This window comes from Candidatus Krumholzibacteriota bacterium, assembly GCA_016932415.1.
Taxonomy (GTDB): domain Bacteria; phylum Krumholzibacteriota; class Krumholzibacteriia; order Krumholzibacteriales; family Krumholzibacteriaceae; genus Krumholzibacterium.
In genome coordinates, this window is sequence record JAFGCX010000010.1 from 67,014 (window position 1) to 89,452 (window position 22,439).

Below are 22,439 nucleotides of genomic sequence, written 5' to 3' on the forward strand. Positions count from 1 at the left end.
CAGGGAGAAGCAAGTTGGTTCCTGAGAGCCCGGGAAAAATGGACGACCTTTTCACGGTAAGCAGGGTCTGCCTGGCTCCGCTGGCCGGTTATTCCGACGCGCCTTACAGGCTGCTCTGTGGGGAAGCTGGGGCTGATTTCTGCGTGACGGAGATGGTAAGCGCCGATGGCCTGGCCAGGGGTGGGGATAAAACGGAAAGGATCATCGACAGGATGAACGGTGAAGTTCCCCTGGGGATCCAGCTTTTCGGATCGAAACCGGAAGTTTTTGCCGAAGCCGCGGCGGTCGTGGCGGGCGGGGATTTCGCTTTTATAGATCTGAATTTCGGTTGTCCGGTAAAAAAAGTAATTAAAAAAAACGGTGGATCGGCGATCATGCGCGATCTTGGCCTGATGGAAAAGATATGTGCAGCAGTTGTCGAAACTGTCGATCTTCCTGTCACGGCAAAGATACGGAGCGGTTGGAACCGTATGGAAGAGAATTATATGGAAGCGGGCAAGGTCGTCGAAGATGCCGGAGTGAAAGCGATAGTGATGCATCCAAGGTACCGAAGCCAGGGATTTTCGGGGAAGGCGGACTGGGAGCTTATAGCAAGATTGAAAGAAACTGTATCGATTCCGGTGATAGCGAACGGCGACGTAAAAAGTGTTGATGATTACTTTGAGATCGTGGAATCGACGGGTTGCGCTCTTGTCATGATAGGAAGGGGAGCTCTTGGCGCGCCATCGATATTCCGCCAGATAAAGGAGAGGCTTCGGGGGAGCGAGGCACGGGAAGTCTCCATGGACGAAACGGTCGATCTGCTTGAACGATTGTTCAGAATGGAGATAGAATGGAAAGGTGACCGGCTCGGGCTTCTCGAGATGAGGAAGTTCTACCGGTGGTTTCTCAGGGGTCATGAGGGAATGAAGGATTACAGGCGGAGACTCGCCGTAGCGGGACTTGCCGAAGAGGTATTGGAAATATTTTCAGATCTCAGGGAGGATATTAAAAAAAGATGGAAGAGAACCGGATAAAGAGACTGCTCGAAGAGGTCGCATCTGGCAAAATGACTGCCGAAGAAGCGGTGGACAGGTTAAGGATCCTACCATACGAGGATATAAAATATGCCAAGGTCGATCACCACAGGGCTCTGAGGCGGGGAGTGCCTGAAGTCATCTTCTGCCAGGGCAAGACTGACGAGCAGATAATCGGAATAGCGGGAAAGATCATCGACCAGGGAGCAGATCTTCTGGCGACGAGATGCGATGCCTCAACGTTCTCGAGGATAGGAAAAAAGATTCCGGGAGCGGTCTTTCACAGTGAAGCCTCTCTTTTTGCCGTTGTTCAGAAGGAGATCGGCAGGAAAGGCAGAGTCGCGATTGTAAGCGCCGGGACTTCAGACCTTTCCGTTGCTGAAGAGGCTGCTTTCACCGCTTATTATTTCGGTTGTCAGGTCGATCGGTTCAACGATGTCGGCGTGGCCGGGATCCATCGTCTTTTTTCATGCTGGGAGGATATCAGGAAGGCGGATGTGATAATCGTCGTCGCCGGCATGGAAGGGGCGCTTGCGAGCGTGGTGGCAGGTATAGCCGAATCACCAATCATCGCTGTACCGACAAGCGTGGGATATGGAGCGAGTTTCGGAGGGCTTGCCGCTCTGCTTGCGATGCTGAACAGTTGCGCGGGTGGAGTCACAGTCGTAAATATCGATAACGGTTTCGGCGCGGCATACGCCGCCGCGATGATATGCAGGAAGATCTGCATGGGAGACCGGACGGAAAAAGGAGAATGATCCTGACCTGATCGCAATGACTTGCATGTTCCCGACCGATGGTAGGAGATCGATCCGGTAAGCGGTGGCGGGAGCGGGGATTCTAACATGGGGGATGAATTGAAAAGTAAAATCAAAAAAAATCCGGGGATACTTCTGGTAGACCCCGCGGCCGGATTAAGCGGCGACATGTTTCTTGGATGTCTCTTTGCCCTCGGAGCTGATCCCAAAAAAGTTGCGGAGGCAGTTTCGAGCCTGCCGGGGCTTGAGCCTTTCAAGATCGTCTATGGCAGGGTAAAACGGCAGGGGATATCAGCCGTCAGGGCAAGGGTCGTCTGCGCCGATTCGGCAGGATCGAGAGATCTCAGAAAGATACTTTCAATGATCAAGAGAAGCGGCCTCGACGCTGATATCAAGGAAAAAGCTTCAAGGATCTTCCGGGTTCTCGGGGAAGCTGAGGGAAAGATTCATGGAGTACCGATGGAAAAGGTGCATTTCCACGAGGTGGGCGCGGTAGATTCGATCGTCGATATAGTAGGAGCTGCTGTCGCGCTTGATCAACTCGGAAGCCCCGAACTGTACCACAGGCCGTTCAGGCTTGGAGGAGGCATGATATCGATATCCCACGGGCTCTTGCCGCTGCCCGCGCCTGCGACTGTCGAACTTCTCAGCGGCCGGACTGTCACGATGACCGGCGAGAAAGGGGAGATAGTGACTCCCACGGGAGCTGCGATCATGAAAGCCCTTGCCTCGGAATTATCTCCCACGGAGTCTTTTTTGATCGGGAGGACAGTGTACTCGGTCGGTACGAGAGAATCAATCGATGGACCTGGCAGGTTGAGGATAATGGAGGCTGAAAGAACCGCAAAGGGAGCTTCGGTGGCGGTCATTAGAACGACGATCGATGATATGAATCCGGAGATATTCGGATATCTTCAGGAGAGACTTTTTAACGCGAATGCTCTTGATGTATATCTGACCCAGGTCGTTATGAAGAAAAACAGGCCGGGGACTCTTCTGACCGTGCTCTGTGAACCGGAAGAAAGAGAGAAGATCGTCTCTATAATATTCTCAGAGAGTTCGACGATAGGGATGAGGATCAGTATCGAGCAGAGAGCGGAACTGGAAAGGTGGAAAGGGAAAGTAGAAACGCCTTATGGGACGATCGAACTGAAATGCGCCCGTCTGCCCGATGGTACGGTCCGCGTATCGCCTGAGTATGAATCGTGCAGGGTTGCGGCGATCAGTAGTGGTGAGCCGATAGGCGCGATATACGAATCGGCTAAAGCATGTCAGGGTCTGTCAGGAAAAGGCGAAAAGGTTCCGGTCAGGATAGGAAAAAGGGTGAAGTGATGAGGACGGCCACCATGATATCGGCGATATGCCTTGTTTTTTTCCTCTCCTGCTCTTCGACCAGACAACTGAGGACGGGGAAGGTCTATGAGAAAGTGATTACCCACAAGGTCGGTGCCGATGATACATGGGGATCGATAGCTGAATCATACTATGGTGACAGGGATCGGGCGGAGCAGCTTGCCGGATATAACGGGGCCGGTGATCTTGCGCCGCCTGAAAACGGTTCCGGTGTGAAGATCCCTATGAGCCGGAGCGATCTGGCCCAGTTCGACAGGAGGCTGGAAGCGGTCAGAAAGTATAATGATGGTATCGGTCTTGTCTCGGAGGGCAGGTTCAGGGAAGCTGTCGGAATATTCCAGGAAGCGCTCAGGATCAATCCTTCCTTTCCCGACGCATCGTTCAACCTCGCCGTTACATACCAGAGACTCTCCCTCTATAAAGATGCCGCCGAGGTTCTTGAAACCCTTGTTACCAGGGAAAAAGGTAATCCGGAATATTTTTATGCTCTGGGGGCTTCATATTTTCATATGAAAGATTATGTAAAAGCAAAACGATCATTCCAGGATGCCCTTGTTATTGATGGGGTTCACCTCAAATCGCTCTTTTCCCTCGCGGTCGTTTATGAGAAATCGGGCGATTACCAGGACGCGGAAAAATGCTGGGAAAAATATATCGGGGCAAGCGAAGAAGGACAGTGGATGGAAGAGGCGAAATCGCGTCTGCAGTCGCTTCGCGACATGAGATGACCGGATCGATCACGAACCAATCATTAAATACGTAAAGTATTTTCCATTCCAGACGATTATCAATAACGCGACCGAAGAAATCCGTTACTCAGAGGGGTTCTCTGAAGAAAGACGGACCCATATAAAAAAATAATGATTTCACGCGGGCTGGCCGACCGATGCTAATGGAACAGAGATTTGCAACAATCGGGGGAAATCGTGCCTGTCCGCGTTTTTTTATTGACATCTTCAAGTAAAAGACATAAACTCACCCAATAATTAGTACAATATATATTCTAAAATAGAATAACTGTTTAATAATAAAAGATATATATAGACATAATAAAACCCTAAGATATGGACAAAAATGACTTTTGATTACCTTTCAACTCATCCCTGGATCAAATTTGAGGTTGATATGCGAAAGATGCCTCCACACCTCTGGGAGATGCTCGGAAAGGCTGAGTACGGATCATCTGTCATCCGGTCTATTCCCGCTGATCCGGACGAGGTCTCCGCGATTGTCTCGGATGCCAGAGCGCGGGGACTCTTTGGATGCGCTTCTCTCGACGGGAGCAGCCTTTCGCTTGATGAAATCCGCAATCTCACGGATCGCTCAGCACTGACCGGTATCGGGAACCAGAAGCAGAGGGATGAACTGGCCTCCCTTGGAAAAACATTCGCATCGGTGGAGGAGAGAAACGGCAGTCCAGGCAGACGATGGGATATAACCCCCGAGGATATTATAGCTTTTAATCGGTCTCTTTTTGAAAAAGTCGATAAAAATGATTCCGGGAAAGGATACGTTGGAAGAGAGACAGGTATCAGGAAGGGGAAGATAGATCTGTCCGGCTACCAGGGTGTTCCGGCACGAGATTGCCGGTATCTTCTCGAAAGGTTATGTTCGGGATTATCATCGATAAGAGAATCTTTTCCTCTCGGGGAGGGGATCATAAGCGCTCTCCTGACAGGTATGCTGGCACATATATATCTTTCGTGGATCCTGCCGTTCAGTGAGGGAAACGGACGCACCGCCAGGATCGTCGAATTCCAGATACTCTCCGCCTCGGGGATACCTGAATCTGTTTTGTACCTTCTGAACGAGTACTATTTCAGGACACAGAGGGATTATCAGGCCAACCTCTACTCGGATCCCCTGCCTTCGGGTGACCTGATACCTTTTATGACATATTCCATCGGGGGGCTTATATCTGTGACTGGCAGATATCTGGAACGATTGTTCCTTAACAGTGAGCAGACAGTGTGGGAGGATCATATCCGGCAAAAGTTCAGTCGGGAGAAAGGTAAAAAGGCGGAAAGGCAAAAGATACTGGTGATAGAGATATCGAGAGAGCAAGGGCCGGTATCTTCCTCATCAATCAGATATCTGACGCGCCGGGTCGCGAAAGCTTATGAAGGGACAGGTGAGAAGACTATTGCGAGGGACCTGAAAAGGCTCGTCGATTTGGGGCTTATTGAACGATCACGAGGAATTCTCAGAGCAAGGAAAGAATTACTGAGAAAATGTGGAGGCTTCCCTCGATAGCCTTCAGTGGCGTGAAAGGAGATATATGGACAGGCTTTCAAGGGGGGATATCGAAGCGATCCTCGACAGGTGGCTCGATGCCTGGGACAGGTACGATCTTTCCGGTGTGATCGAACCGTTCGCTGAAAAGATCGTCTTCGAGCACTGGGACGGAAAAAGAATAAAGGGGAAGAAGCAGCTTCTTCTGGCATGGAGAAAATGGTTCGATGATAACGGCGGGTTTAAATTCGTTAAGGAAGAGATATTCATCGATGAGACTGCGCAGAAAGCACTTTTCAGATGGACCTACAGGGGACCGGCGTTCAGCGACCGCTACCGGGGCGGGGAGGAAGTCAGAAAAGGTATCGATATTCTGGTTTTTAAAAGCGGCAGGATCGTTGAGAAATCATCATACTCAAAGACAATGATCGAGATAGATGGGAAAACACTGAAATCGGAGCGTTAAACAAAGGAGAGGAAATGAATACCGTTGACGCGTTGGCAGCGCCGGGAATGGAGAATCCTCATGGTATCAAAGCCAGCAGATTATATGACACTCAACACGCCCAGGTAGTCCACATGACTCTGGGGCCCGGAGAAGCGTTAAAAAGACATATCACTCCGGTAGACGCGATCTTTTATGTTCTCGAGGGCAGGGGCGTAGTGGAGATCGGAGGGGAGAAGAAAGAGTTCGGTCCTGATACCCTGATAGACAGTCCCGCGGGGATCCCGCATTGCTGGTATAACGAAAGCGCTGAATTACTCAGAGTCCTCGTGATAAAGGTCCCAAGGCCGGATTCAGCGACAAAACTACTGTGAATATAAGGAATGGTGGCCCGCGGCTATTATCTGTTGATATAGCGCTCACATGCTGCTATTCTTTTTGCCGGGCCAGACAGGCTGATGACATCACTATCAGAATGAAGGATAGTATGAAGAGCCAGATTGGATCACCCTCGGTCTTTATAAAGATCAGTCTTTCTGCCTTTATAATCTTTTTTGCCCTCACAATTACGTCATTTTCCAGGCCGCTGGCGGCGGAAAGGCTCGTCCTGGGCGTACACCCCTATCTTTCTTTTAAAGAGACCAGGGAACGATTCACTCCTCTCGCCCGGTATCTCGAATCAGAACTGGAAACCGAGGTGGTTTTACAGATAGGAATGGATTACGAGGACCATATTCGCAGTATAGGCGATGGAAAGGTCGATATCGCCTATATCGGTCCGAACTCGTATATAAAACTCGTAGATAAATTCGGGAGACATCCTCTTCTTGGCGCGATAGAGACATCAGGTACGGATTTTTTCACGGGAAGGATCATCGTCAGGGAAGAAAGCCCTGTCAAGGATATCAGCGAGCTGAAAGGGAAAAGGATAGCTTTTGCCGATAGAAATTCAACGATGGGGTATGTGGTGCCCCTCTACCTGATACTGCAACATCTGAAAAGAGACGATTTCATGAGCAATGCTGTTTTTGCGGGCAGCCATGTCAACGTGGCAAGGGGAGTGCTGGCAGGTGATTTCGACGCCGGCGCCGTCAAGGAAGAGGTCTACCTATCTTTAATGGGAAAAAGTCTAAGAGCGATAGGGACGACGCCTCCGATCCATGAGCATCTTTTTATAGCCAGGAAAGGCCTTTCGCCGGAATTGATTTCCGATCTGCGTGATCTTCTTTCCACCATGAAGGATACGCCGCGGGGAGTCTCCGTCATGACTTCAATCCATGGCGGGATGACAGATATCTCGGGAGTCGATGACTCGGATTATGACGAGCTTCGCGCGATCATAAATTTCCTCGAAAAGAACGGCGACTAGATGAGATCCGGATTATCGGATAAAAAAGGACTCTTTTTCGCTCTCAGCCTTGCCGGGTATCTCGTCGCAATTATTACAATCTCCCTGTCATTTGCTATCAACAGGAAAGATTCGTTGATGTCGGCCAAAATGAAACGGGTCAATTCGGAGATCGAGTTTCTGACCGAGCATGTAAGACACCACCTTCAGAAATACGATTATACCGGAGCGGATGCTTTTCTCAGCCAATGGGCCAGATTCAACAGGGAAGATTTTTCAGAAATGAGGCTGGCCGGCGGGACGGGATTTCTGATAAGCGATTTCAAAAAGAGAGAAAATCCGGCCAGAACGCAGATAGTATCGAAGAGAATCGAATACTCATATGACAGGTCGGCCACCCTGCATCTGGTGATCGACCTCTCTTCAGTATATAGTGAGGCTGCCGGTTATTACAGGGCTCTCGGAGCGATCGTCCTTATCTCGACAGCGGCTATATTCTTCATAGCATGGCTCGCCGTCAAGCAGCGATCGGCCGCGGTAAGGCTTCGAAAACAGGCTGAAAGGCTGAATGTCCTGTCGAATGCCATCGAACAGAGCCCGATTTCCATTCTGATCACCGACAGGGAAAGGATAATAGAGTACGTCAATCCACGATTCAGCGAACAGACAGGGTTCAGTAATGAGGAATCGATAGGCAGGGAAGCTTCGACCTTTCTTTCCGAGAAGACATCCCCTGAAGAATTCAGAAGGCTTGTCGATACAATCTCGAAGGGGGAGATCTGGCAGGGAGAGTTCCTTAACAGAAAGAAAACCGGAGAATGGATCTGTGAATATTCAACGATCGGCCCGATAACCGATAAAGATGGAGAAATAACTCACTTTATCGGATTCAACGAAGATATTACCGAAGAAAAATCATTGAGGGAGCAATTGAACCAGTCCCAGAGGCTTGAAGGGATAGGGAGGTTGGCGGGGGGAGTCGCTCACGACTTCAACAATCTTCTCTCTGTGATCATAGGTCATTGCGAGCTGGCGATGGAAGATATGGATGAAAGGGATACGGGATTTCAGGACCTTGTGCAGATCGCCCACGCCGCCGGTAACGCAGCCGACCTGACCCGCCAGCTTCTCGCTTTCAGCAGGCAGCAGATAATCGAGCCCCGGACGATCAACATAAACAGGCTTATAGAAAAAATGGAGAAGATGTTCACCAGGATCCTCGGCGACGATATATCGATAGAACTTGGACTGGAAGGTGGTATATCACCGATCAAGGCCGATCCGGGCCAGATCGAACAGATATTACTCAACCTGATAATGAACTCGCAATATGCTCTTAATGATGGAGCCTTTTCGGGAGGGAGGAAAAGGATAATAATCGAGACGGCCAGACAGGTCTTCGATTCAGATCGTCAATCGATCTCACACGAACAGAGGCCGGGCGAATATCTTATGATATCAGTGAGCGATAATGGAGTGGGGATGGACCGGGAGACAAGATCGAAAATATTCGATCCTTTCTTCACGACGAAAAAGACGGGAGAAGGGACCGGTCTCGGGTTATCGACTGTCTATGGAATCGTAAAACAGAATGGCGGAGAGATATCAGCATACAGTGAGCCGGCCAGAGGTACTGTCATCAGGATCCTCTGGCCTTCGCTCGAATCTTCGGAAAAAGGAGGCAGTGTCTCAGCTGATAAGATAGAGATCACGGGAGGCGATGAGAGGATCCTCGTAGTCGAGGATGACAAGGATGTCCGCAGGGTCGCTACGATCTCTCTCAGGCATTACGGATATGAAGTGCTTGAGGCGCAAGATGGTAAAACGGCTCTGGAGATCGTCGATTCGCTTGCCGGCGGTATCGACCTGATCCTGACAGATGTCGTCATGCCGGTGATGGGTGGGGTGGAACTGGTCGGGATCATGAAAGAGAGATTTCCCGAAACAGCTATCCTTTTCTGTTCCGGATACACGCAAAGACATATTACAGGAAGTGAGATCGCCGAACTGAACGCCGGATTTATTCAGAAACCGTTCAGACCGGTCGATCTGGCGATTAAAGTAAGAGAGGTCCTCGACAAGGAGCGGTCACTGTCGACTCTGCTGGATACGGGACAGGGATAGGGTCCGGTATATCTTTATGATGATTCCTCATTAACGGTCCCCTCCCTTGGGCTGTTCCTTCCCCGGCAGTCATGGATTGATGGCGATATTTGACAAATGAAGATTGATGTGTTAGTTAATAGAGGATTTCTTCGGTTTCGTATCTAATGGGGAAGGGAGAATCATTTGGAAAACAAGAAGATGACGATAGGGCTGTTTTCGGGGAGCATCGACAGGCTCACAGCCGCGGGAGTGATAGTCAGTGGTGCCGCCGCCGATGATATGGATATCGATATCTTTGTCCTGCTCCAGGGAGCGAGGGTTTTTATCAAAGGTATGAGTGATACGCCGGAAAAGATCGGCATGGCCGAAAATGAGGCGATGAGGGATGATTTCCTCAAGTCTCTCGAAAGACTCAATGTGATGCCATGGATGGAATTTTTCAAAGCGGCGAAAGAACTTGCCAACGTCAAGATCTATGTCTGCGGTCTTGCCGGTAAAATATGGGGTGGAGAGAAGCTTGAAGATTTCGACAATATCGTCGACGGAATCGTTGGAATAGGAGAATGTATCACTTCAATGGAAGAATCGGATATACATCTGTTCATTTAGTGCGAAGGAGCCAGAGATGGAAAAGGAAGAACTGAAAAACCTGTCTGTAAAAAAGGTCGTTGATGCCAGAGCGACAGCGTGCCCCGGGCCTCTGCTCGCCGCCAAGAAAGCTGTGGGAGAGATCGCTTCGGGAGAGATATTGGAAATACTCTCTTCAGACGAAGCTACACAGAGAGATATCCCCAAGTGGGCTCAGAAAAAAGGACATGAATATCTTGGTTCCATAGAAGATTCAGGATATTTCAGCATATTCATGAGAAAAGGATAAGGTACAGGAGCGAGATATGGCCAGTATCCTGGTCTTTTCGACTGAAAAGATATCAGACCCCGCTATCGACCTTGCCGGGTTGCTGAAGCAGCATTACCCGCCTACCGTCCATACTATCAGTGTGCCTTGCTCCAGCGGCATAAAACCCGCCTGGATCATGCGAGGGTTCGAACGGGGTTTCGACGGGGTATTTATAGCCGCCGATGGGACAGATTGTCCCTTCAGTGAGACCTGTACTGAAAAGACGGCGGCGATAGTGGCAAGGACCCACGATCTGATGGAGGAGAAAGGGATAGACAAAGCGAGATTGAGAATGGCGGCGATCTGCTCCGTCTGTTCCGAGGCATTCGTCAAGCAGGTATCAGGCTTTTCGAAATACCTGGAAGGATTGGAATAATACTCGATGGCTCCGGATGCGAAAGAATACGATGTAGTGGTGATCGGTGGCGGAATCGCCGGACAGGAGTCGGCTCTGAATCTTGCCAATTCAGGGCAGAGGGTACTCCTCGTGGAGAAAGACCTCTCGATTGGCGGAAAGATGATCCACCTGAGCAAGGTCTTCCCGACTCTGGATTGCGCCGCGTGCATAACGACCCCAAAGGTATCGGAGACAGCCAGGCATCCGAATATCACAATAAGCACCTTCAGCGAGTTCACCGGAATCGAAAGGCTTTCTGACGGCACTTTTTCCGGTATACTGACAAGGCATCCAAGGTATGTCATCGAACAGAAGTGTACAGGTTGTCAGGATTGCGAGGAAGCCTGCCCGTCGATAACGGCAGACCAGTATCAGTATGGTTTCGTTGGAAGAAAAGCGGCGTATGTCCCTTTCAGCATAGCTAATCCGAGAATAGCAGCGATAGATCTGGAAAACTGTATACTCTGCGGAGCCTGCGAAAGAGCCTGTCCCGCGGACGCGATAGATTTTACGCAAAAGACTCGGAAGACGGGAGTGAAAGCGGGGGCTGTGATTATTGCCACCGGTTTCAGGCTTTTCGACCCGGATATCATCGAAAAGTACGGGCTTGGCAGGTACAAAAACGTCATTACCTCGATGCAGATGGAAAGACAACTTGTGCCTACAAGGCCGTTCAATAACGTACTGAGGCCGAAAGACGGGAAGATACCTGACAACATAGCGTATCTCCTGTGCGTCGGATCGCGTGACAGGACAATGAACAATCCCATCTGTTCACAGGTCTGCTGCATGTATTCGGCAAAACAGGGTCAACTTCTGATGGGTGCCTTGCCGATGGCAGATATCACCGTCTACTATCTGCATATCAGGGCCTTTGGAAAGGGATTCGAGGAGTTTTACCAGCAGAGCATCGGGATGGGTGTCGAGTATGTGAAAGGCAAGGTAGGGACTATTGAGGAAAAGGAGAACGGCGACCTGGTTCTCAGGTATGAGGATATGAGAGAAGGCAGGGTCAAGGAAGCTACCCATGATCTCGTCGTACTTTCGGTCGGAATGCTCCCCAACCCGGAAGCGGGCGACCTTTTCAATAATAAAGCGCTGGAACTCGATGAATTCGGTTATGTCAAGCAGGTCGACATGCTCAGGAATCCGGCCTGTACGAGCATAGAGGGTGTATTTGTCGCAGGCACCGCATCGGGGCCGATGGATATACCCGATTCGATAATCTCATCCGGCGCGGCTGCCTCCGAGGCTCTCGGGTATCTCAAGAGGAGATCATGAATAAAAGGATAGGCGTATATATCTGCCAGTGCGGTTCGAATATCTCCGATTATGTCGATGTCGAGAAGGTGCGCGACGCGGTAAAGGATGTCGACGGCGTAGCTCTGGCGAAGATAACCATGTTTGCCTGTGCCGATTCAACGCAGCAGGAAATGATCCGCGATATAGAAGATCAGAACCTCGACGGGTTGGTAGTAGCGTCATGTTCACCAAAGCTGCATCTCTTCACGTTCAGGAATGTTGCCGAACGAGCGGGCATGAACAAGTATAACTATGTACAGGCCAATATCAGGGAACAAGGCTCCTGGGCCCACTCGGACAAACCGGCGGAGGCCACTGAAAAGGCGATAAAGAGCGTTAAGGCGGCAATCGCGCGGACAAAGCTCTCAGAACCTCTCATCTCGCCGGTGATCTCGTCGGAAAACGTGGTTCTTGTCGTCGGGGCGGGCATAGCGGGGATGAGAGCCGCTCTCGATCTCGCCAAGACAGGCACCAGGGTATATCTTGTGGAAAAAGACCACTTTGTCGGTGGAAGAGTATCCCAGTGGGGGGAGATCTTTCCTACCGATGAAAAAGGGCGGGAAGTAATCGGTGATTTCTACGGGGAAATAGTGAAAAACGATAATATCACGCTCCATACCGGGTGTGACGTTGTCTCCAGGGCGGGTAGCGTGGGCAATTTTGATATAAGGTTGAAGATCAAACCCCGTGGAATAGTACCGGGATCGGGCGCGGGACTGTCAGGCGATTTCGAGGAAAGGTTATCGAAGGCGATAGATATCTGTCCGGTCTTCGTCGAGGATGATTTCAATTTTGGGCTGACCAGGAGAAAAGCCATCTACAGGAGTGCCGGCCGGATGCCGGCAGTACCTGTTTTGGACAGGAGAAACTGTACCGGATGCGGCGAATGCGTGAAGATATGTCCCGAAATCGATATTCATGCTGAAGAAACATTTCAGGATATAAAAGCCGGTTCGGTGATTGTGGCGACAGGGTTCGATCCATATCAGCCTTCGAAGGGCGAATTTGGATACGGCGAAATAGAAAACGTGATCACTTTTCAACAGATGAGGCGTTTGCTGGAGATAGAATGTGATGGAAAGGAAGAAGGCGCCAGATGTGTCAGGAAAGGCACGCTGTTATACAATGGCAGGAAGATCAGGAATATCGCCTGGATCTTCTGCGTCGGCAGCCGCCAGACGGGAGCGCTTGAAGGAGACAACAAATATTGCTCGAGGTACTGTTGCGCATCTGCCATCCACGCTTCTATCCTCACCCGTGAGAAATTTGACGGAATCAATAATATTCATTTCACCAGGGGCGTCAGGACGTATGGCAAGCTAGAGATCCTGTACGAGGAATCGTCGATCGCCGGGGATATCTATCTGCAGTCGTTCGATGACGCGCCTCCCGTGGTAGCACAGGAAAAAGGCGTCACCACGGTAAAGGTCAGGGATGTACTGACCGAGGACAGGGAGATGGAAGTGGAAGCCGATCTTGTCGTCCTTGTTACCGGGATGGTGCCGCGTTCCGATACTTCCATAGCCGAGATAATGAAGGTGCCTGTCGGGAGAGACAGATTTTTTAACGAAGTACACCCGAAACTTAAACCTGTCGAAACGGTGATGGATGGTATATTCCTCGCCGGAACCTCGCAAGGCCCTAAAAATATCACTGAGACTCTTAATGCTTCCAACTCTGCAGCTATCAAGGCGCACGCGCTGGTCAGTTCCGGCGAGATCGAACTGGAACCAACGATGGCGAAGATAGACAGAAAACTCTGCGAGTGGTGCGGCAATTGTTTAGATTCCTGCCCGTTCAACGCGATCGACAGGGAAGAATACGAGGGTAAGACGGTAGCCGTGGTAAACACCTCGACCTGCAAAGGTTGCGGTATGTGCCTGCCGGTATGTCCGGTGAACGCTATCCAGCTGACAGGATTCAGCGACAGTGAAATCATTTCGATGATAGACGCGTTGTCGGAGTGACCGGAGGATCGTCAGTAATGAACGACAAGAGATCTACCGTGGACGAGATGAAAAAAACCAGGAAGGTTCCGGACGGGCTCAACGCGGGGCTGAAAGAGATGCGCGGGATCAGAAAAAAGATCCTGACATCTCTTGGTTCGGAACCTAAGACGATCCCCGCGATAGCTTCCGAGACCGGTCTCAAGCAGGCAGAAGTCACATATCACCTGATGACGATGAGAAAATTCAACGAGATCGAGGTTGAAAGCATGGATGATATGGACGAATATTATTTGTACAGAAAGACAGAGGGATAGCGAGATGGTGATGATCAGGCCGGAATTCTCCGATGAGATAAAGAAGTTCGGCGGCGTCGATTTCAACGCGTGCTACAACTGTGGCAGTTGCACAGCTGTCTGCCCCTTGTCTGAAAATGACAACACATTTCCAAGACGGCTGCTCAGGTACACAGTCCTTGGAATGGAAGAAGAGATACATAAGTCTTCTGATCCCTGGCTCTGTTATTATTGCGGCGATTGCAGCGAGACCTGCCCGCGCCAGGCGAATCCCGGCGAGATAATGATGGCCTTGAGAAGATACCTTACGGCCAGTTACGACTGGACGGGATTGTCGAGAAGATTCTATACCTCAAAAGCATGGGGAATCGGTTCCCTGGCCCTGATATCCGCCATGGTGATCATGCTTTTTGCTTTTTTCCTGCCATTTACCGCTGATCCGGCCACATTGATAAATGAAGAGGGTGGAGTGATGATAAATAATTTCGTCAGCGGGATGAACGGGGAGACTTTCGTAAGGGTGATCGAGACCGGCGACTGGGTAATGGCGGGAATAATATCGTTCTTCCTGATATCGAATATTTTCAATATGTACCTGAAGATCGTGATAAGGAACAGAAAAAAGGTCCGGGTCCCCTTTCACCTGTATATCAGGGAGGCATGGAACCTCTTCTTTCATTTTGGCACGCAGTTCAGGTTCTCAAAATGCGAGGGAAGATCGTATTGGGTCCTTCACTGGTTGCTGATGTCGGGGTACACGATCATGTTCACGATGATCGTCCTCTTTCTCCCATGGTTCCAGACGGAGAAGATACACCCCTTTTATCATCCACAGCGTTTCTTTGGATATTATGCGACCTTCGGCATTTTGCTCGCTATTATCGTATGGTCTGTCAACAGGTTGCGCAAGAGCGGCGAGATACACAAGTATTCCCATAAAACCGACTGGGTCTTCCTTATAATGCTTTTCTTCACGACCCTGACAGGGATCATGCTGCACATCTTCAGGATAAGCGGTTATGTACACGCTTCTTATTACACTTACGTCATCCACCTGGCGGTTCTTGTGCCGATGCTTCTTGTCGAAGTCCCATTTTCAAAATGGTCGCATCTGGCTTACCGTCCACTTGCCATTTATTTTACCAACCTCGTAAACCTTGCTGCCGATCGTCAAAAAAACGGCGGGTGATCCGGCTGCATATGTTTTTGTAATCAATCAGCGGCTGATCGCTGATCATCCACTTTGATCTTATGAGGCGAGTCTGTTTACTGGCATCAAAATCTTTACACGCGGGAGCAGAGTTGATATACTTTCCCGCCTGATGGTATAGTCGATAGTAGTTGATTTTATAAACGAGGATACAGGGAAAGGGGTTTCCATGAAAGAGGGATGCAAACTCTGGTCTTATTCCAGAGAAGAGTGGCTCGAATACGGCAAAAAACTGATGGAAGAAAGATCGGAGAAGATCAGGATCGCCAAGACGAAGAAATTCGATACTGTCGCGACTCATGGATTGTATGACCCGGACACGTCTCATACATATAACAGCGCGTCGATCATAGAACCGATCTACATGAGCACGGCGCAGGCATATTATAACAGTGCCGAGATGGAAGCCGCTCTGGCCTATGAGATCCCTACCTGGTGCTATACGAGGATAGCGAATCCGTCGAATTATTTTCTAGAGGAAACGATAGCCCTGCTCGAGACGTACGGGACCGATCTGGAAGCGAGCTGCTGCGCGATTTCCTCAGGGATGGCGGCGATACGTACGGCGACGGAACCATTTCTCGAAAAAGACGACTCTCTCCCTCCCGCGAACTTCGTCGCGTCGGCCAAGGTTTACGGAGGGACCTTTCAGCAGTTTGCTCTTCGAAGGGGAGTCGAACAGGGTATCGACGTAAGATGGATCCGTGATCCATTCGATCTTGAGGAGTGGAAATCGAACGTCGACGAGGGGACGAGATTCCTTTACGGCGAGTTCCCCTCCAATCCTCAGGTCGCCATATTCGATATAGCCGAAGTCGCGAAGATCGCCCACGCGAACGGCGTGCCACTTATAGTCGACGCGACATGCGCTTCGCCCGCTCTGACCCGTCCTCTCGAGCATGGTGCCGACATTGTGGTCCAGTCTGCTACGAAGGTCATATGCAGCAGCGGGTTCGGGATAGCGGGGACGCTTACCTCAAAGAAGAATATAGTCAGCAAGGTCGGTTGTGATGAGATGAAGGCAGATTTCGCGACATGGACAAAACTTTGGCCGTACAGGGATAATGGGCCGGCGCTGAGTCCGATGAACGCGATAATGGCTTTAAGCGACCTGAGGTATCTCCGTATGCGGATGGCCCATATGAGCCGAAGCGCCTTGAAGGTCGCCAAATATCTCGAAGCGCATCCAAAGGTCGACGCTGCTCACTATCCCGGGTTGATCAGTTATCCGGCGCATAAAGTGGCAAAGAAATATATGAAACTTGCCGACACGGATGAGAATATGTACGGATTCATGCTCGCATTCGAGATAGCCGAGAAGACTCCGGACGGTTCCGCGAACGCCAGGAGATTCTATGACGCGCTTGAAATGATCTGGCGTGCTACTGATCTCGGGCGGGTCAAGACTGTCGCCACGCTGAACGCGATCTCTACGCACCAGCAGCAGGGTGAGGAAGGAAGGGCTCTTGCCTCGATCAAGCCCTCGACCTGTCGTCTGGCGCTCGGTATCGAGGACGTCGATGATGTTATCTCCGATCTTGATCAGGCCCTTGCCAAGATCTAGGGCTGGACGGGGTCTCTCTGATCTTCAGTACGATACCTGCCATGCAGCCGGGTGCGATCTGCTCCCGGCTGTTTTTTACGATGCAACATATCTTCCCGGGCCAGCGTATAACAATATGTGATCGGTGTCTGGCGAGACCGTAAAGGGCGTCGCGGAATCGATTCTGGCAAACATCACTTATAAAGGAGTAACGGGTTATGGCTCTGTCGAGAAAGAAAAGCATTATCTGGCTGGCGATTATCGCTGTCATAGTAGTAGCTGTCATTATAATCGCCGCTGGGAGAAACGGCGAAAAGATGACATCGGTCCAGGTGACTGAGACTGGAAGAGAGAATATGGTCGAGACTGTGACGGCGACGGGGAAGATAGAACCAAGGACCCAGGTGAAGATCAGCGCTGATGTCGCGGCGAAGATAACATATCTCGGAGTGATGGAAGGTGACTGGGTCGAGAAGGGAGACCTCCTTGTCAGGCTCGACCAGGAAAGGTATGTAGCAGCTCTCGAACAGACTGAAGCGAACCTGCGTTCGGTGAAGGCGAACGCCAACCTCGCGAAAGAAAACCTGGCCAAAGCGCAGGTCGATTTCAAGCGGATAGAAAGCCTTGTAAGCCAGAATCTCGAGTCTCAGGCGGTCTATGACCAGGCATGGTCAAGTGTACAGATCGAGAAAGCGAGGTATCAATCCGCTCTCGAACTTGTAGACCAGGCTCAGGCAGCTGTAAAACAGACTGAAGACAATCTTTCCAAGACGACTATATACGCCCCTATGGCCGGGACAATAAGTACGTTGAACAAGGAAGTCGGGGAAATAGCCCTCGGATCGCAGTTTCAGGAAGATGTAATCATGATCGTCTCCAACCTTGCGATCATGGAGGCTCTCGTCGATGTAGATGAGAACGATATCGTTAACGTGGCTCTTGGAGATAGCGCGAATATTGAAATAGACGCTTTTCCCGGCAGGATCTTTCATGGAATCGTCAGGGAGATAGCGAGCAGCGCCAGGATAAATGCCGCGGGGACGACTGAACAGAAGACGGAATTCGAAGTAAAACTGACAATAACTGATTCGGTCGATCAGCTGAGGCCCGGCATGACGGCAAGCGCCGATATAATTGTCGAGACGCGTGATGACGCTCTATGCGTACCGATCCAGTGCGTCACTGTCAGGACTCCGGACCAGCTTAAGGAAAAAGGCAATAATGACAAGGAAGCGGCAGACAGCACTCTTGCCGTGAAATATACGCCGGACAGGGATGGATTCGTCTCTGTCGTCTTTATCATAGAAGAGGGGACAGCCAGGGCGGTGCAGGTTGAAACGGGTATCCAGAGCGAGACTCATATCGAGATCCTTGCGGGGATATCTGAGGGGGACAAGGTAGTCACTGGAAGTTACAGGGCGATAAGCCAGACGCTTGGAAACGGGATGGCAGTCAAGGTAGAGGAAGAGACCGGCGGCGAACGGGAATAAAAACTATGAAGATCTTCCGTTTTATACTTGCCGAATCGTTAGGTGTCGCTGTCAGGGCTTTAATGGCCAATAAAAGCAGGGCGATCCTTACTACTCTCGGAGTCGTAATAGGTATCCTCGCCGTGGCTACGACTATGACGGTATCTAACGGGCTTGGTAACAACTTCAGAGAATCGATTGCTGCAGTAGGTTCTGACGTATTATATGTCTCGAGGATGCCATGGATAATAACGGGAGATTTTTTCAGATATCGCAACAGGCCCCGGATCACATATAAAGAGAGCGAACTGCTCGCCCGCAGGTTGACCGGATCGAAAGCTGTAAATCCATCGACCGGAACGGCCAGGAACGTCAAATTCAGATCGAACGTACTGGAAGACGTTACGATTATCGGCACGACAGACAAGCAGATGCTTGTCGCGAGCGGTGTGCCGGAATTCGGCCGGTTCTTCAGCGCCACCGATGTTCATAACAAAAAATCCGTATGCGTGATAGGGCGGGAGATCCGCGAACACCTCTTCGGGGAGGCCGATCCGCTTCACAAGGATATCAAGATCGGAAGGCACAGTTTTTCCGTTATCGGAGTTATGGAAAAGCAGGGATCCGGAGGATTTTTCGGCGGCCCCAATTTCGACAGACAGATATTCGTTCCTATCACAAGCTTCGCGAAAGCATATGGAAACAGGAACCGCGGATTCACTATAGCTGTCAAGGCTTCAAGCCAGGAGGGGATCGAGGAGTTCAGATATGAACTTACGGGAGAGATGAGAAAGGTCCGCAAGCTCGGGCCGACAGACGAAGATGATTTTTCAATCAACAGCATGGACAGCCTGATGAACGCCTATAACAATGTGATGGGCGTCGTTATCCTTATAGGTTTCATAATAACAAGTTTTTCCCTCTTCGTCGGCGGGATAGGGGTGATGAATATCATGCTTGTCTCTGTGACGGAAAGAACGCGGGAAATCGGGATAAGGAAAGCGCTCGGAGCGCGTAGGAAGATAATCCTTACAGAGTTTCTGTTCGAATCATGTTTTATCTGCCTGATAGGTGGGGGGATAGGCCTGCTTTTGTCCTACGTTGTCGCCGCTCTGATTGACAGCCTCGTCATGCCGGCGTCAGTTTCTCTTCCTGTCATAATGGCCGCGATAGCGATCTCGTTCATAGTGGGAATCGTGTCGGGAATCATGCCGGCGATGAGAGCGTCGAAGCTTAATCCGATCGACGCGCTGCAGTACGAATAAGGGCGGGAAGAGGAAACTGCTCCGGGCCGGCGGAGGCCGGATGAAAAAGGTGATTTGAGAATGTTTGTCTTTGAAGCGTTGAAAATGGCACTGTCGGCGATAAAAGCTCACAAGTTCAGATCGCTTCTGACGATGGTCGGGATAATCGCCGGCGTCGCTTCGATTATAGCGGTGATGACAGGTATCTCGGTTGTTCAGACGTCGATCGAAAAAGAGATCAGTGTCCTTGGCACACAGACATTTCAGGTGCAGAAGCAGGCTGCCGCCGGGGCTATCAGCGAAGCGGAGAGACGGAAGATCCAGCAACGCCGCCCCACGACGATAGAACATGCCAACGCGATCCGCGAACAGGTGAAAAGCGTCGATCTGGTAGGGCCTGAACTCTGGGGATATAATCATATAGCGTCTTACAGGGATAAAAAGACGAACAATAATCTTATGATCTGTGGCGGGTCCCCCGAATATACGACTAACAATACGCACTACGTCGAATTCGGGAGAAATCTGTCCCAGGAAGATGTCAAGGTGGGAAGAAATGTTGTTCTGCTCGGCTTTGGTGTCGCGCAGGAGCTTTTTCCCTGGACCGATCCCCTGAACAAGACAATCAAGATCGACGGACGCAAATTCAGGGTCGTCGGGGTCCTCGAGGACAAGAGTTCGGCTATAGGCGGCCGTTTCAACCAGTACCTGATAATCCCGATATCGAGGTTCGTTAAGACATATGGACTGCGTGCTCCTGACGGGATGGAGCGTTCGGTCAATATAACGGTCAGGGCGAGGACTCCTGATCTGTTGCAGCAGGCCCTCGATGAGACGAGAGTAGTGATGAGAAAGGAGAGAGGCCTGAGACCTCACGAGGAGGATGATTTTACGATCTTTACAAATGATAGCAATATAAAGACTTTTAATGATACAACGGCAAGTATCAAGGCGGGCTCTTTCATGATAGGGATCATCGCGCTGATCGTCGCCGGTATAGGAATAATGAATATCATGCTTGTCTCGGTGACCGAGCGGACGAGAGAGATCGGGATCAGGAAAGCGCTTGGAGCCCGCCGCCGCAATATATTGCTTCAGTTTCTTATGGAAGCTGTCATCCTCTGCAATATAGGAGGTATTATAGGAGTCGCCCTGGGATTTGCACTGGGGAATATCATAAGTGTCGTGACCGATTTTTCCGCCCATATACCTTTCGAATGGACTATCGTCGGTATAATCTTCTGTACAGCAGTCGGGGTCGGTTTCGGATTCTGGCCGGCGATGCGCGCTTCAAAGCTCGATCCGATCGATGCTCTGCATTATGAATAGAAGATGATCCGCCCGGTTTACGTGAGTTGATCGGTCCGGTATCCTGATCCCGCCGGTCGCTGATCCTGAAGGTACACCTGCCTCACCGTCATCCAGTATAGTAGCAATATTGCAATCATAGTCATTGCGGAAATTCTGAATCGGCGATATATTTACAGTGCCATGACATCAAATACAGATATCATACTTGACAGTATAACAGACGGAGTCTTTACCGTGGGGCTTGACTGGAGGGTGACCTCTTTTAACGCTGCCGCGGAAAGGATTACCGGGATCAGCCGCGACGATGCTATCGGCAAGTTCTGCGCCGAGGTCTTCAAAACGACAGTCTGCGAGAGCAACTGCGTCATGCGAAGGACGATGGAAAACGGACAGCCGGTCATCGACGAGGAGATCGTGATCGTACGCTCTGACGGAGAGACCGTTACTGTCAGTGTTTCAACAGCGCTTCTCAGGGACCGTGGCGGCAAGGTGATCGGAGGGGTCGAGACTTTCAGGGATCTTTCGGTCATCAAGGAGTTGAGAAGCGCCCTTGAGGGACAGCACAGTTTTCAGGATATAATCAGCAGGAGCCACCTGATGCGCAGGCTCTTTGATATCATGCCGGAGATAGCGGAGAGCGAAAGCACCGTGCTTATAACCGGAGCGAGCGGTACGGGTAAAGAGCTTTTCGCGAGAGCGATACATGATCTGAGCGAAAGGAAGAAAAAACCTATTGTAACGGTAAACTGCGGAGCCCTTCCCGACTCGCTTCTTGAAGCGGAGCTTTTCGGTTATAAGGCGGGGGCATTTACCGACGCGAAAAAAGACAGACCGGGCAGGTTCGCCGTAGCCGAGGGAGGCACTGTCTTTCTCGACGAGATAGGAGATCTTTCGCCCGCGACGCAGGTGAAGCTTCTCAGGGTCCTGCAGGAGAAGGTCTATGAGCCGCTGGGAAGCACCGTTACGGTAAAAGCCGATATAAGGGTGATAACTGCGACAAACCGCGATCTTGAATCTATGGTAAGAAAGGGGACTTTCAGGGAGGATCTTTACTACAGGATAAATGTCGTGAAACTCGATATACCTCCACTGAAAAAGAGGCGAGAGGATATTCCCCTTCTGACGGATCATTTCATCTGCCGTTTCAACAGGTTGAGAAACAGGAACATCTCGGGAGTCTCGGCGAGGGTCATGGCGATTCTGATGCAGCACGATTTTCCCGGAAATGTCAGGGAACTCGAGAATATCATAGAGCATTCCTTTATACTATGCAGGCAGGGGACTATCAAGGTCGATGCACTCCCTGAATATCTACGGCCCCTGACAGGCGCAGGCGGCAGCGGGACGATAGATGATCTTCGAGAACTGGAGGGAAGATTTCTTGTCGATGCGTTGAGGCGCAACGGATGGAACCGCTCCGCTGCAGCGGAAGAACTGGGAATCCATAAGACGACCCTTTGGAGAAAGATAAAGCGTCTCGGGATCGAACTTCCTCCAGGGGATGGGCGAAGCAATAAGGCCGCCGATAAGTAGAAACTCGGCAGCAGTCCCGGAGCTGAGAGGGA

21 protein-coding genes are annotated in these 22,439 nt (G+C 50.6%); all 21 read left to right on the forward strand.

What is annotated here, in order from left to right; translation table 11 throughout:
- Positions 1 to 14 precede the first annotated feature (14 nt).
- The 21 genes from dusB (at position 15) to JW814_03245 (ending at position 22,407) form a co-directional block, all read left to right on the forward strand.
- The gene (dusB, locus tag JW814_03145) at positions 15 to 1,016 is read left to right on the forward strand and encodes a tRNA dihydrouridine synthase DusB (protein MBN2070430.1); all 1,002 of its coding nucleotides are present in this window, start codon (positions 15 to 17) and stop codon (positions 1,014 to 1,016) included.
- Positions 998 to 1,774 carry a nickel pincer cofactor biosynthesis protein LarB gene (gene larB / locus JW814_03150; GenBank protein MBN2070431.1) on the forward strand — a complete coding sequence of 259 codons (777 nt, stop codon included), beginning with the start codon at positions 998 to 1,000 and terminating at the stop codon, positions 1,772 to 1,774. The genes dusB and larB overlap by 19 nt, the downstream gene beginning before the upstream one ends.
- A gap of 99 nt (positions 1,775 to 1,873) precedes the next feature.
- Positions 1,874 to 3,106, forward strand: a complete 1,233-nt coding sequence (gene larC, locus JW814_03155) for a nickel pincer cofactor biosynthesis protein LarC (GenBank protein ID MBN2070432.1) — start codon at positions 1,874 to 1,876, stop codon at positions 3,104 to 3,106.
- Positions 3,106 to 3,855, forward strand: coding sequence for a tetratricopeptide repeat protein (locus JW814_03160; GenBank protein ID MBN2070433.1), 750 nt, complete (start codon positions 3,106 to 3,108; stop codon positions 3,853 to 3,855). Before larC ends, JW814_03160 begins: the two co-directional genes overlap by 1 nt.
- A gap of 397 nt (positions 3,856 to 4,252) precedes the next feature.
- Positions 4,253 to 5,380, forward strand: coding sequence for a Fic family protein (locus tag JW814_03165; GenBank protein ID MBN2070434.1), 1,128 nt, complete (start codon positions 4,253 to 4,255; stop codon positions 5,378 to 5,380).
- 25 nt (positions 5,381 to 5,405) lie between these two features.
- Entirely contained in the window at positions 5,406 to 5,825 is a 420-nt protein-coding gene (locus JW814_03170; protein ID MBN2070435.1) for a nuclear transport factor 2 family protein, read from the forward strand.
- Between the two features lie 14 nt (positions 5,826 to 5,839).
- Positions 5,840 to 6,178, forward strand: coding sequence for a cupin domain-containing protein (locus tag JW814_03175; protein MBN2070436.1), 339 nt, complete (start codon positions 5,840 to 5,842; stop codon positions 6,176 to 6,178).
- Between the two features lie 113 nt (positions 6,179 to 6,291).
- Positions 6,292 to 7,173: a phosphate/phosphite/phosphonate ABC transporter substrate-binding protein gene (phnD, locus tag JW814_03180; GenBank protein MBN2070437.1), complete on the forward strand. Its 882-nt coding sequence runs from the start codon at positions 6,292 to 6,294 to the stop codon at positions 7,171 to 7,173.
- Positions 7,174 to 9,276 (forward strand): response regulator, encoded by a 2,103-nt coding sequence (locus tag JW814_03185; GenBank protein ID MBN2070438.1) that lies wholly within the window; start codon positions 7,174 to 7,176, stop codon positions 9,274 to 9,276. It begins immediately after the preceding gene.
- 165 nt (positions 9,277 to 9,441) lie between these two features.
- Entirely contained in the window at positions 9,442 to 9,867 is a 426-nt protein-coding gene (locus JW814_03190) for a DsrE family protein (GenBank protein ID MBN2070439.1), read from the forward strand.
- A 16-nt stretch (positions 9,868 to 9,883) separates the two neighbouring features.
- Complete coding sequence (locus tag JW814_03195; protein MBN2070440.1) at positions 9,884 to 10,135, forward strand: sulfurtransferase TusA family protein; 252 nt, start codon at positions 9,884 to 9,886, stop codon at positions 10,133 to 10,135.
- 16 nt (positions 10,136 to 10,151) lie between these two features.
- The gene (locus tag JW814_03200) at positions 10,152 to 10,532 is read left to right on the forward strand and encodes a hydrogenase iron-sulfur subunit (GenBank protein ID MBN2070441.1); all 381 of its coding nucleotides are present in this window, start codon (positions 10,152 to 10,154) and stop codon (positions 10,530 to 10,532) included.
- A 6-nt stretch (positions 10,533 to 10,538) separates the two neighbouring features.
- Positions 10,539 to 11,834 (forward strand): CoB--CoM heterodisulfide reductase iron-sulfur subunit A family protein, encoded by a 1,296-nt coding sequence (locus JW814_03205; GenBank protein ID MBN2070442.1) that lies wholly within the window; start codon positions 10,539 to 10,541, stop codon positions 11,832 to 11,834.
- Complete coding sequence (locus tag JW814_03210; GenBank protein ID MBN2070443.1) at positions 11,831 to 13,822, forward strand: CoB--CoM heterodisulfide reductase iron-sulfur subunit A family protein; 1,992 nt, start codon at positions 11,831 to 11,833, stop codon at positions 13,820 to 13,822. Before JW814_03205 ends, JW814_03210 begins: the two co-directional genes overlap by 4 nt.
- A gap of 17 nt (positions 13,823 to 13,839) precedes the next feature.
- Positions 13,840 to 14,118 carry an ArsR family transcriptional regulator gene (locus tag JW814_03215; protein ID MBN2070444.1) on the forward strand — a complete coding sequence of 93 codons (279 nt, stop codon included), beginning with the start codon at positions 13,840 to 13,842 and terminating at the stop codon, positions 14,116 to 14,118.
- A gap of 4 nt (positions 14,119 to 14,122) precedes the next feature.
- Positions 14,123 to 15,286: a 4Fe-4S dicluster domain-containing protein gene (locus tag JW814_03220; protein MBN2070445.1), complete on the forward strand. Its 1,164-nt coding sequence runs from the start codon at positions 14,123 to 14,125 to the stop codon at positions 15,284 to 15,286.
- Between the two features lie 190 nt (positions 15,287 to 15,476).
- Entirely contained in the window at positions 15,477 to 16,871 is a 1,395-nt protein-coding gene (locus JW814_03225; protein ID MBN2070446.1) for an O-acetylhomoserine aminocarboxypropyltransferase/cysteine synthase, read from the forward strand.
- Positions 16,872 to 17,068: 197 nt separating this feature from the next.
- Positions 17,069 to 18,340 (forward strand): efflux RND transporter periplasmic adaptor subunit, encoded by a 1,272-nt coding sequence (locus JW814_03230; GenBank protein MBN2070447.1) that lies wholly within the window; start codon positions 17,069 to 17,071, stop codon positions 18,338 to 18,340.
- 5 nt (positions 18,341 to 18,345) lie between these two features.
- A complete protein-coding gene (locus JW814_03235; GenBank protein ID MBN2070448.1) occupies positions 18,346 to 19,584 on the forward strand; it encodes an ABC transporter permease in 1,239 nt (412 codons plus the stop codon).
- Positions 19,585 to 19,644: 60 nt separating this feature from the next.
- Entirely contained in the window at positions 19,645 to 20,892 is a 1,248-nt protein-coding gene (locus JW814_03240) for an ABC transporter permease (protein ID MBN2070449.1), read from the forward strand.
- A gap of 162 nt (positions 20,893 to 21,054) precedes the next feature.
- Positions 21,055 to 22,407 carry a sigma 54-interacting transcriptional regulator gene (locus tag JW814_03245; GenBank protein ID MBN2070450.1) on the forward strand — a complete coding sequence of 451 codons (1,353 nt, stop codon included), beginning with the start codon at positions 21,055 to 21,057 and terminating at the stop codon, positions 22,405 to 22,407.
- Positions 22,408 to 22,439 lie beyond the last annotated feature (32 nt).

Bases quoted from the DNA above. Each gene is read 5' to 3' on its own strand.
- larB (MBN2070431.1), top strand. From the start codon at position 998: ATGGAAGAGAACCGGATAAAGAGACTGCTCGAAGAGGTCGCATCTGGC.
- JW814_03160 (MBN2070433.1), top strand. From the start codon at position 3,106: ATGAGGACGGCCACCATGATATCGGCGATATGCCTTGTTTTTTTCCTC.
- JW814_03165 (MBN2070434.1), top strand. From the start codon at position 4,253: ATGCGAAAGATGCCTCCACACCTCTGGGAGATGCTCGGAAAGGCTGAG.
- JW814_03170 (MBN2070435.1), top strand. From the start codon at position 5,406: ATGGACAGGCTTTCAAGGGGGGATATCGAAGCGATCCTCGACAGGTGG.
- JW814_03175 (MBN2070436.1), top strand. From the start codon at position 5,840: ATGAATACCGTTGACGCGTTGGCAGCGCCGGGAATGGAGAATCCTCAT.
- phnD (MBN2070437.1), top strand. From the start codon at position 6,292: ATGAAGAGCCAGATTGGATCACCCTCGGTCTTTATAAAGATCAGTCTT.
- JW814_03185 (MBN2070438.1), top strand. From the start codon at position 7,174: ATGAGATCCGGATTATCGGATAAAAAAGGACTCTTTTTCGCTCTCAGC.
- JW814_03195 (MBN2070440.1), top strand. From the start codon at position 9,884: ATGGAAAAGGAAGAACTGAAAAACCTGTCTGTAAAAAAGGTCGTTGAT.
- JW814_03200 (MBN2070441.1), top strand. From the start codon at position 10,152: ATGGCCAGTATCCTGGTCTTTTCGACTGAAAAGATATCAGACCCCGCT.
- JW814_03205 (MBN2070442.1), top strand. From the start codon at position 10,539: ATGGCTCCGGATGCGAAAGAATACGATGTAGTGGTGATCGGTGGCGGA.
- JW814_03210 (MBN2070443.1), top strand. From the start codon at position 11,831: ATGAATAAAAGGATAGGCGTATATATCTGCCAGTGCGGTTCGAATATC.
- JW814_03215 (MBN2070444.1), top strand. From the start codon at position 13,840: ATGAACGACAAGAGATCTACCGTGGACGAGATGAAAAAAACCAGGAAG.
- JW814_03220 (MBN2070445.1), top strand. From the start codon at position 14,123: ATGGTGATGATCAGGCCGGAATTCTCCGATGAGATAAAGAAGTTCGGC.
- JW814_03225 (MBN2070446.1), top strand. From the start codon at position 15,477: ATGAAAGAGGGATGCAAACTCTGGTCTTATTCCAGAGAAGAGTGGCTC.
- JW814_03230 (MBN2070447.1), top strand. From the start codon at position 17,069: ATGGCTCTGTCGAGAAAGAAAAGCATTATCTGGCTGGCGATTATCGCT.
- JW814_03235 (MBN2070448.1), top strand. From the start codon at position 18,346: ATGAAGATCTTCCGTTTTATACTTGCCGAATCGTTAGGTGTCGCTGTC.
- JW814_03240 (MBN2070449.1), top strand. From the start codon at position 19,645: ATGTTTGTCTTTGAAGCGTTGAAAATGGCACTGTCGGCGATAAAAGCT.
- JW814_03245 (MBN2070450.1), top strand. From the start codon at position 21,055: ATGACATCAAATACAGATATCATACTTGACAGTATAACAGACGGAGTC.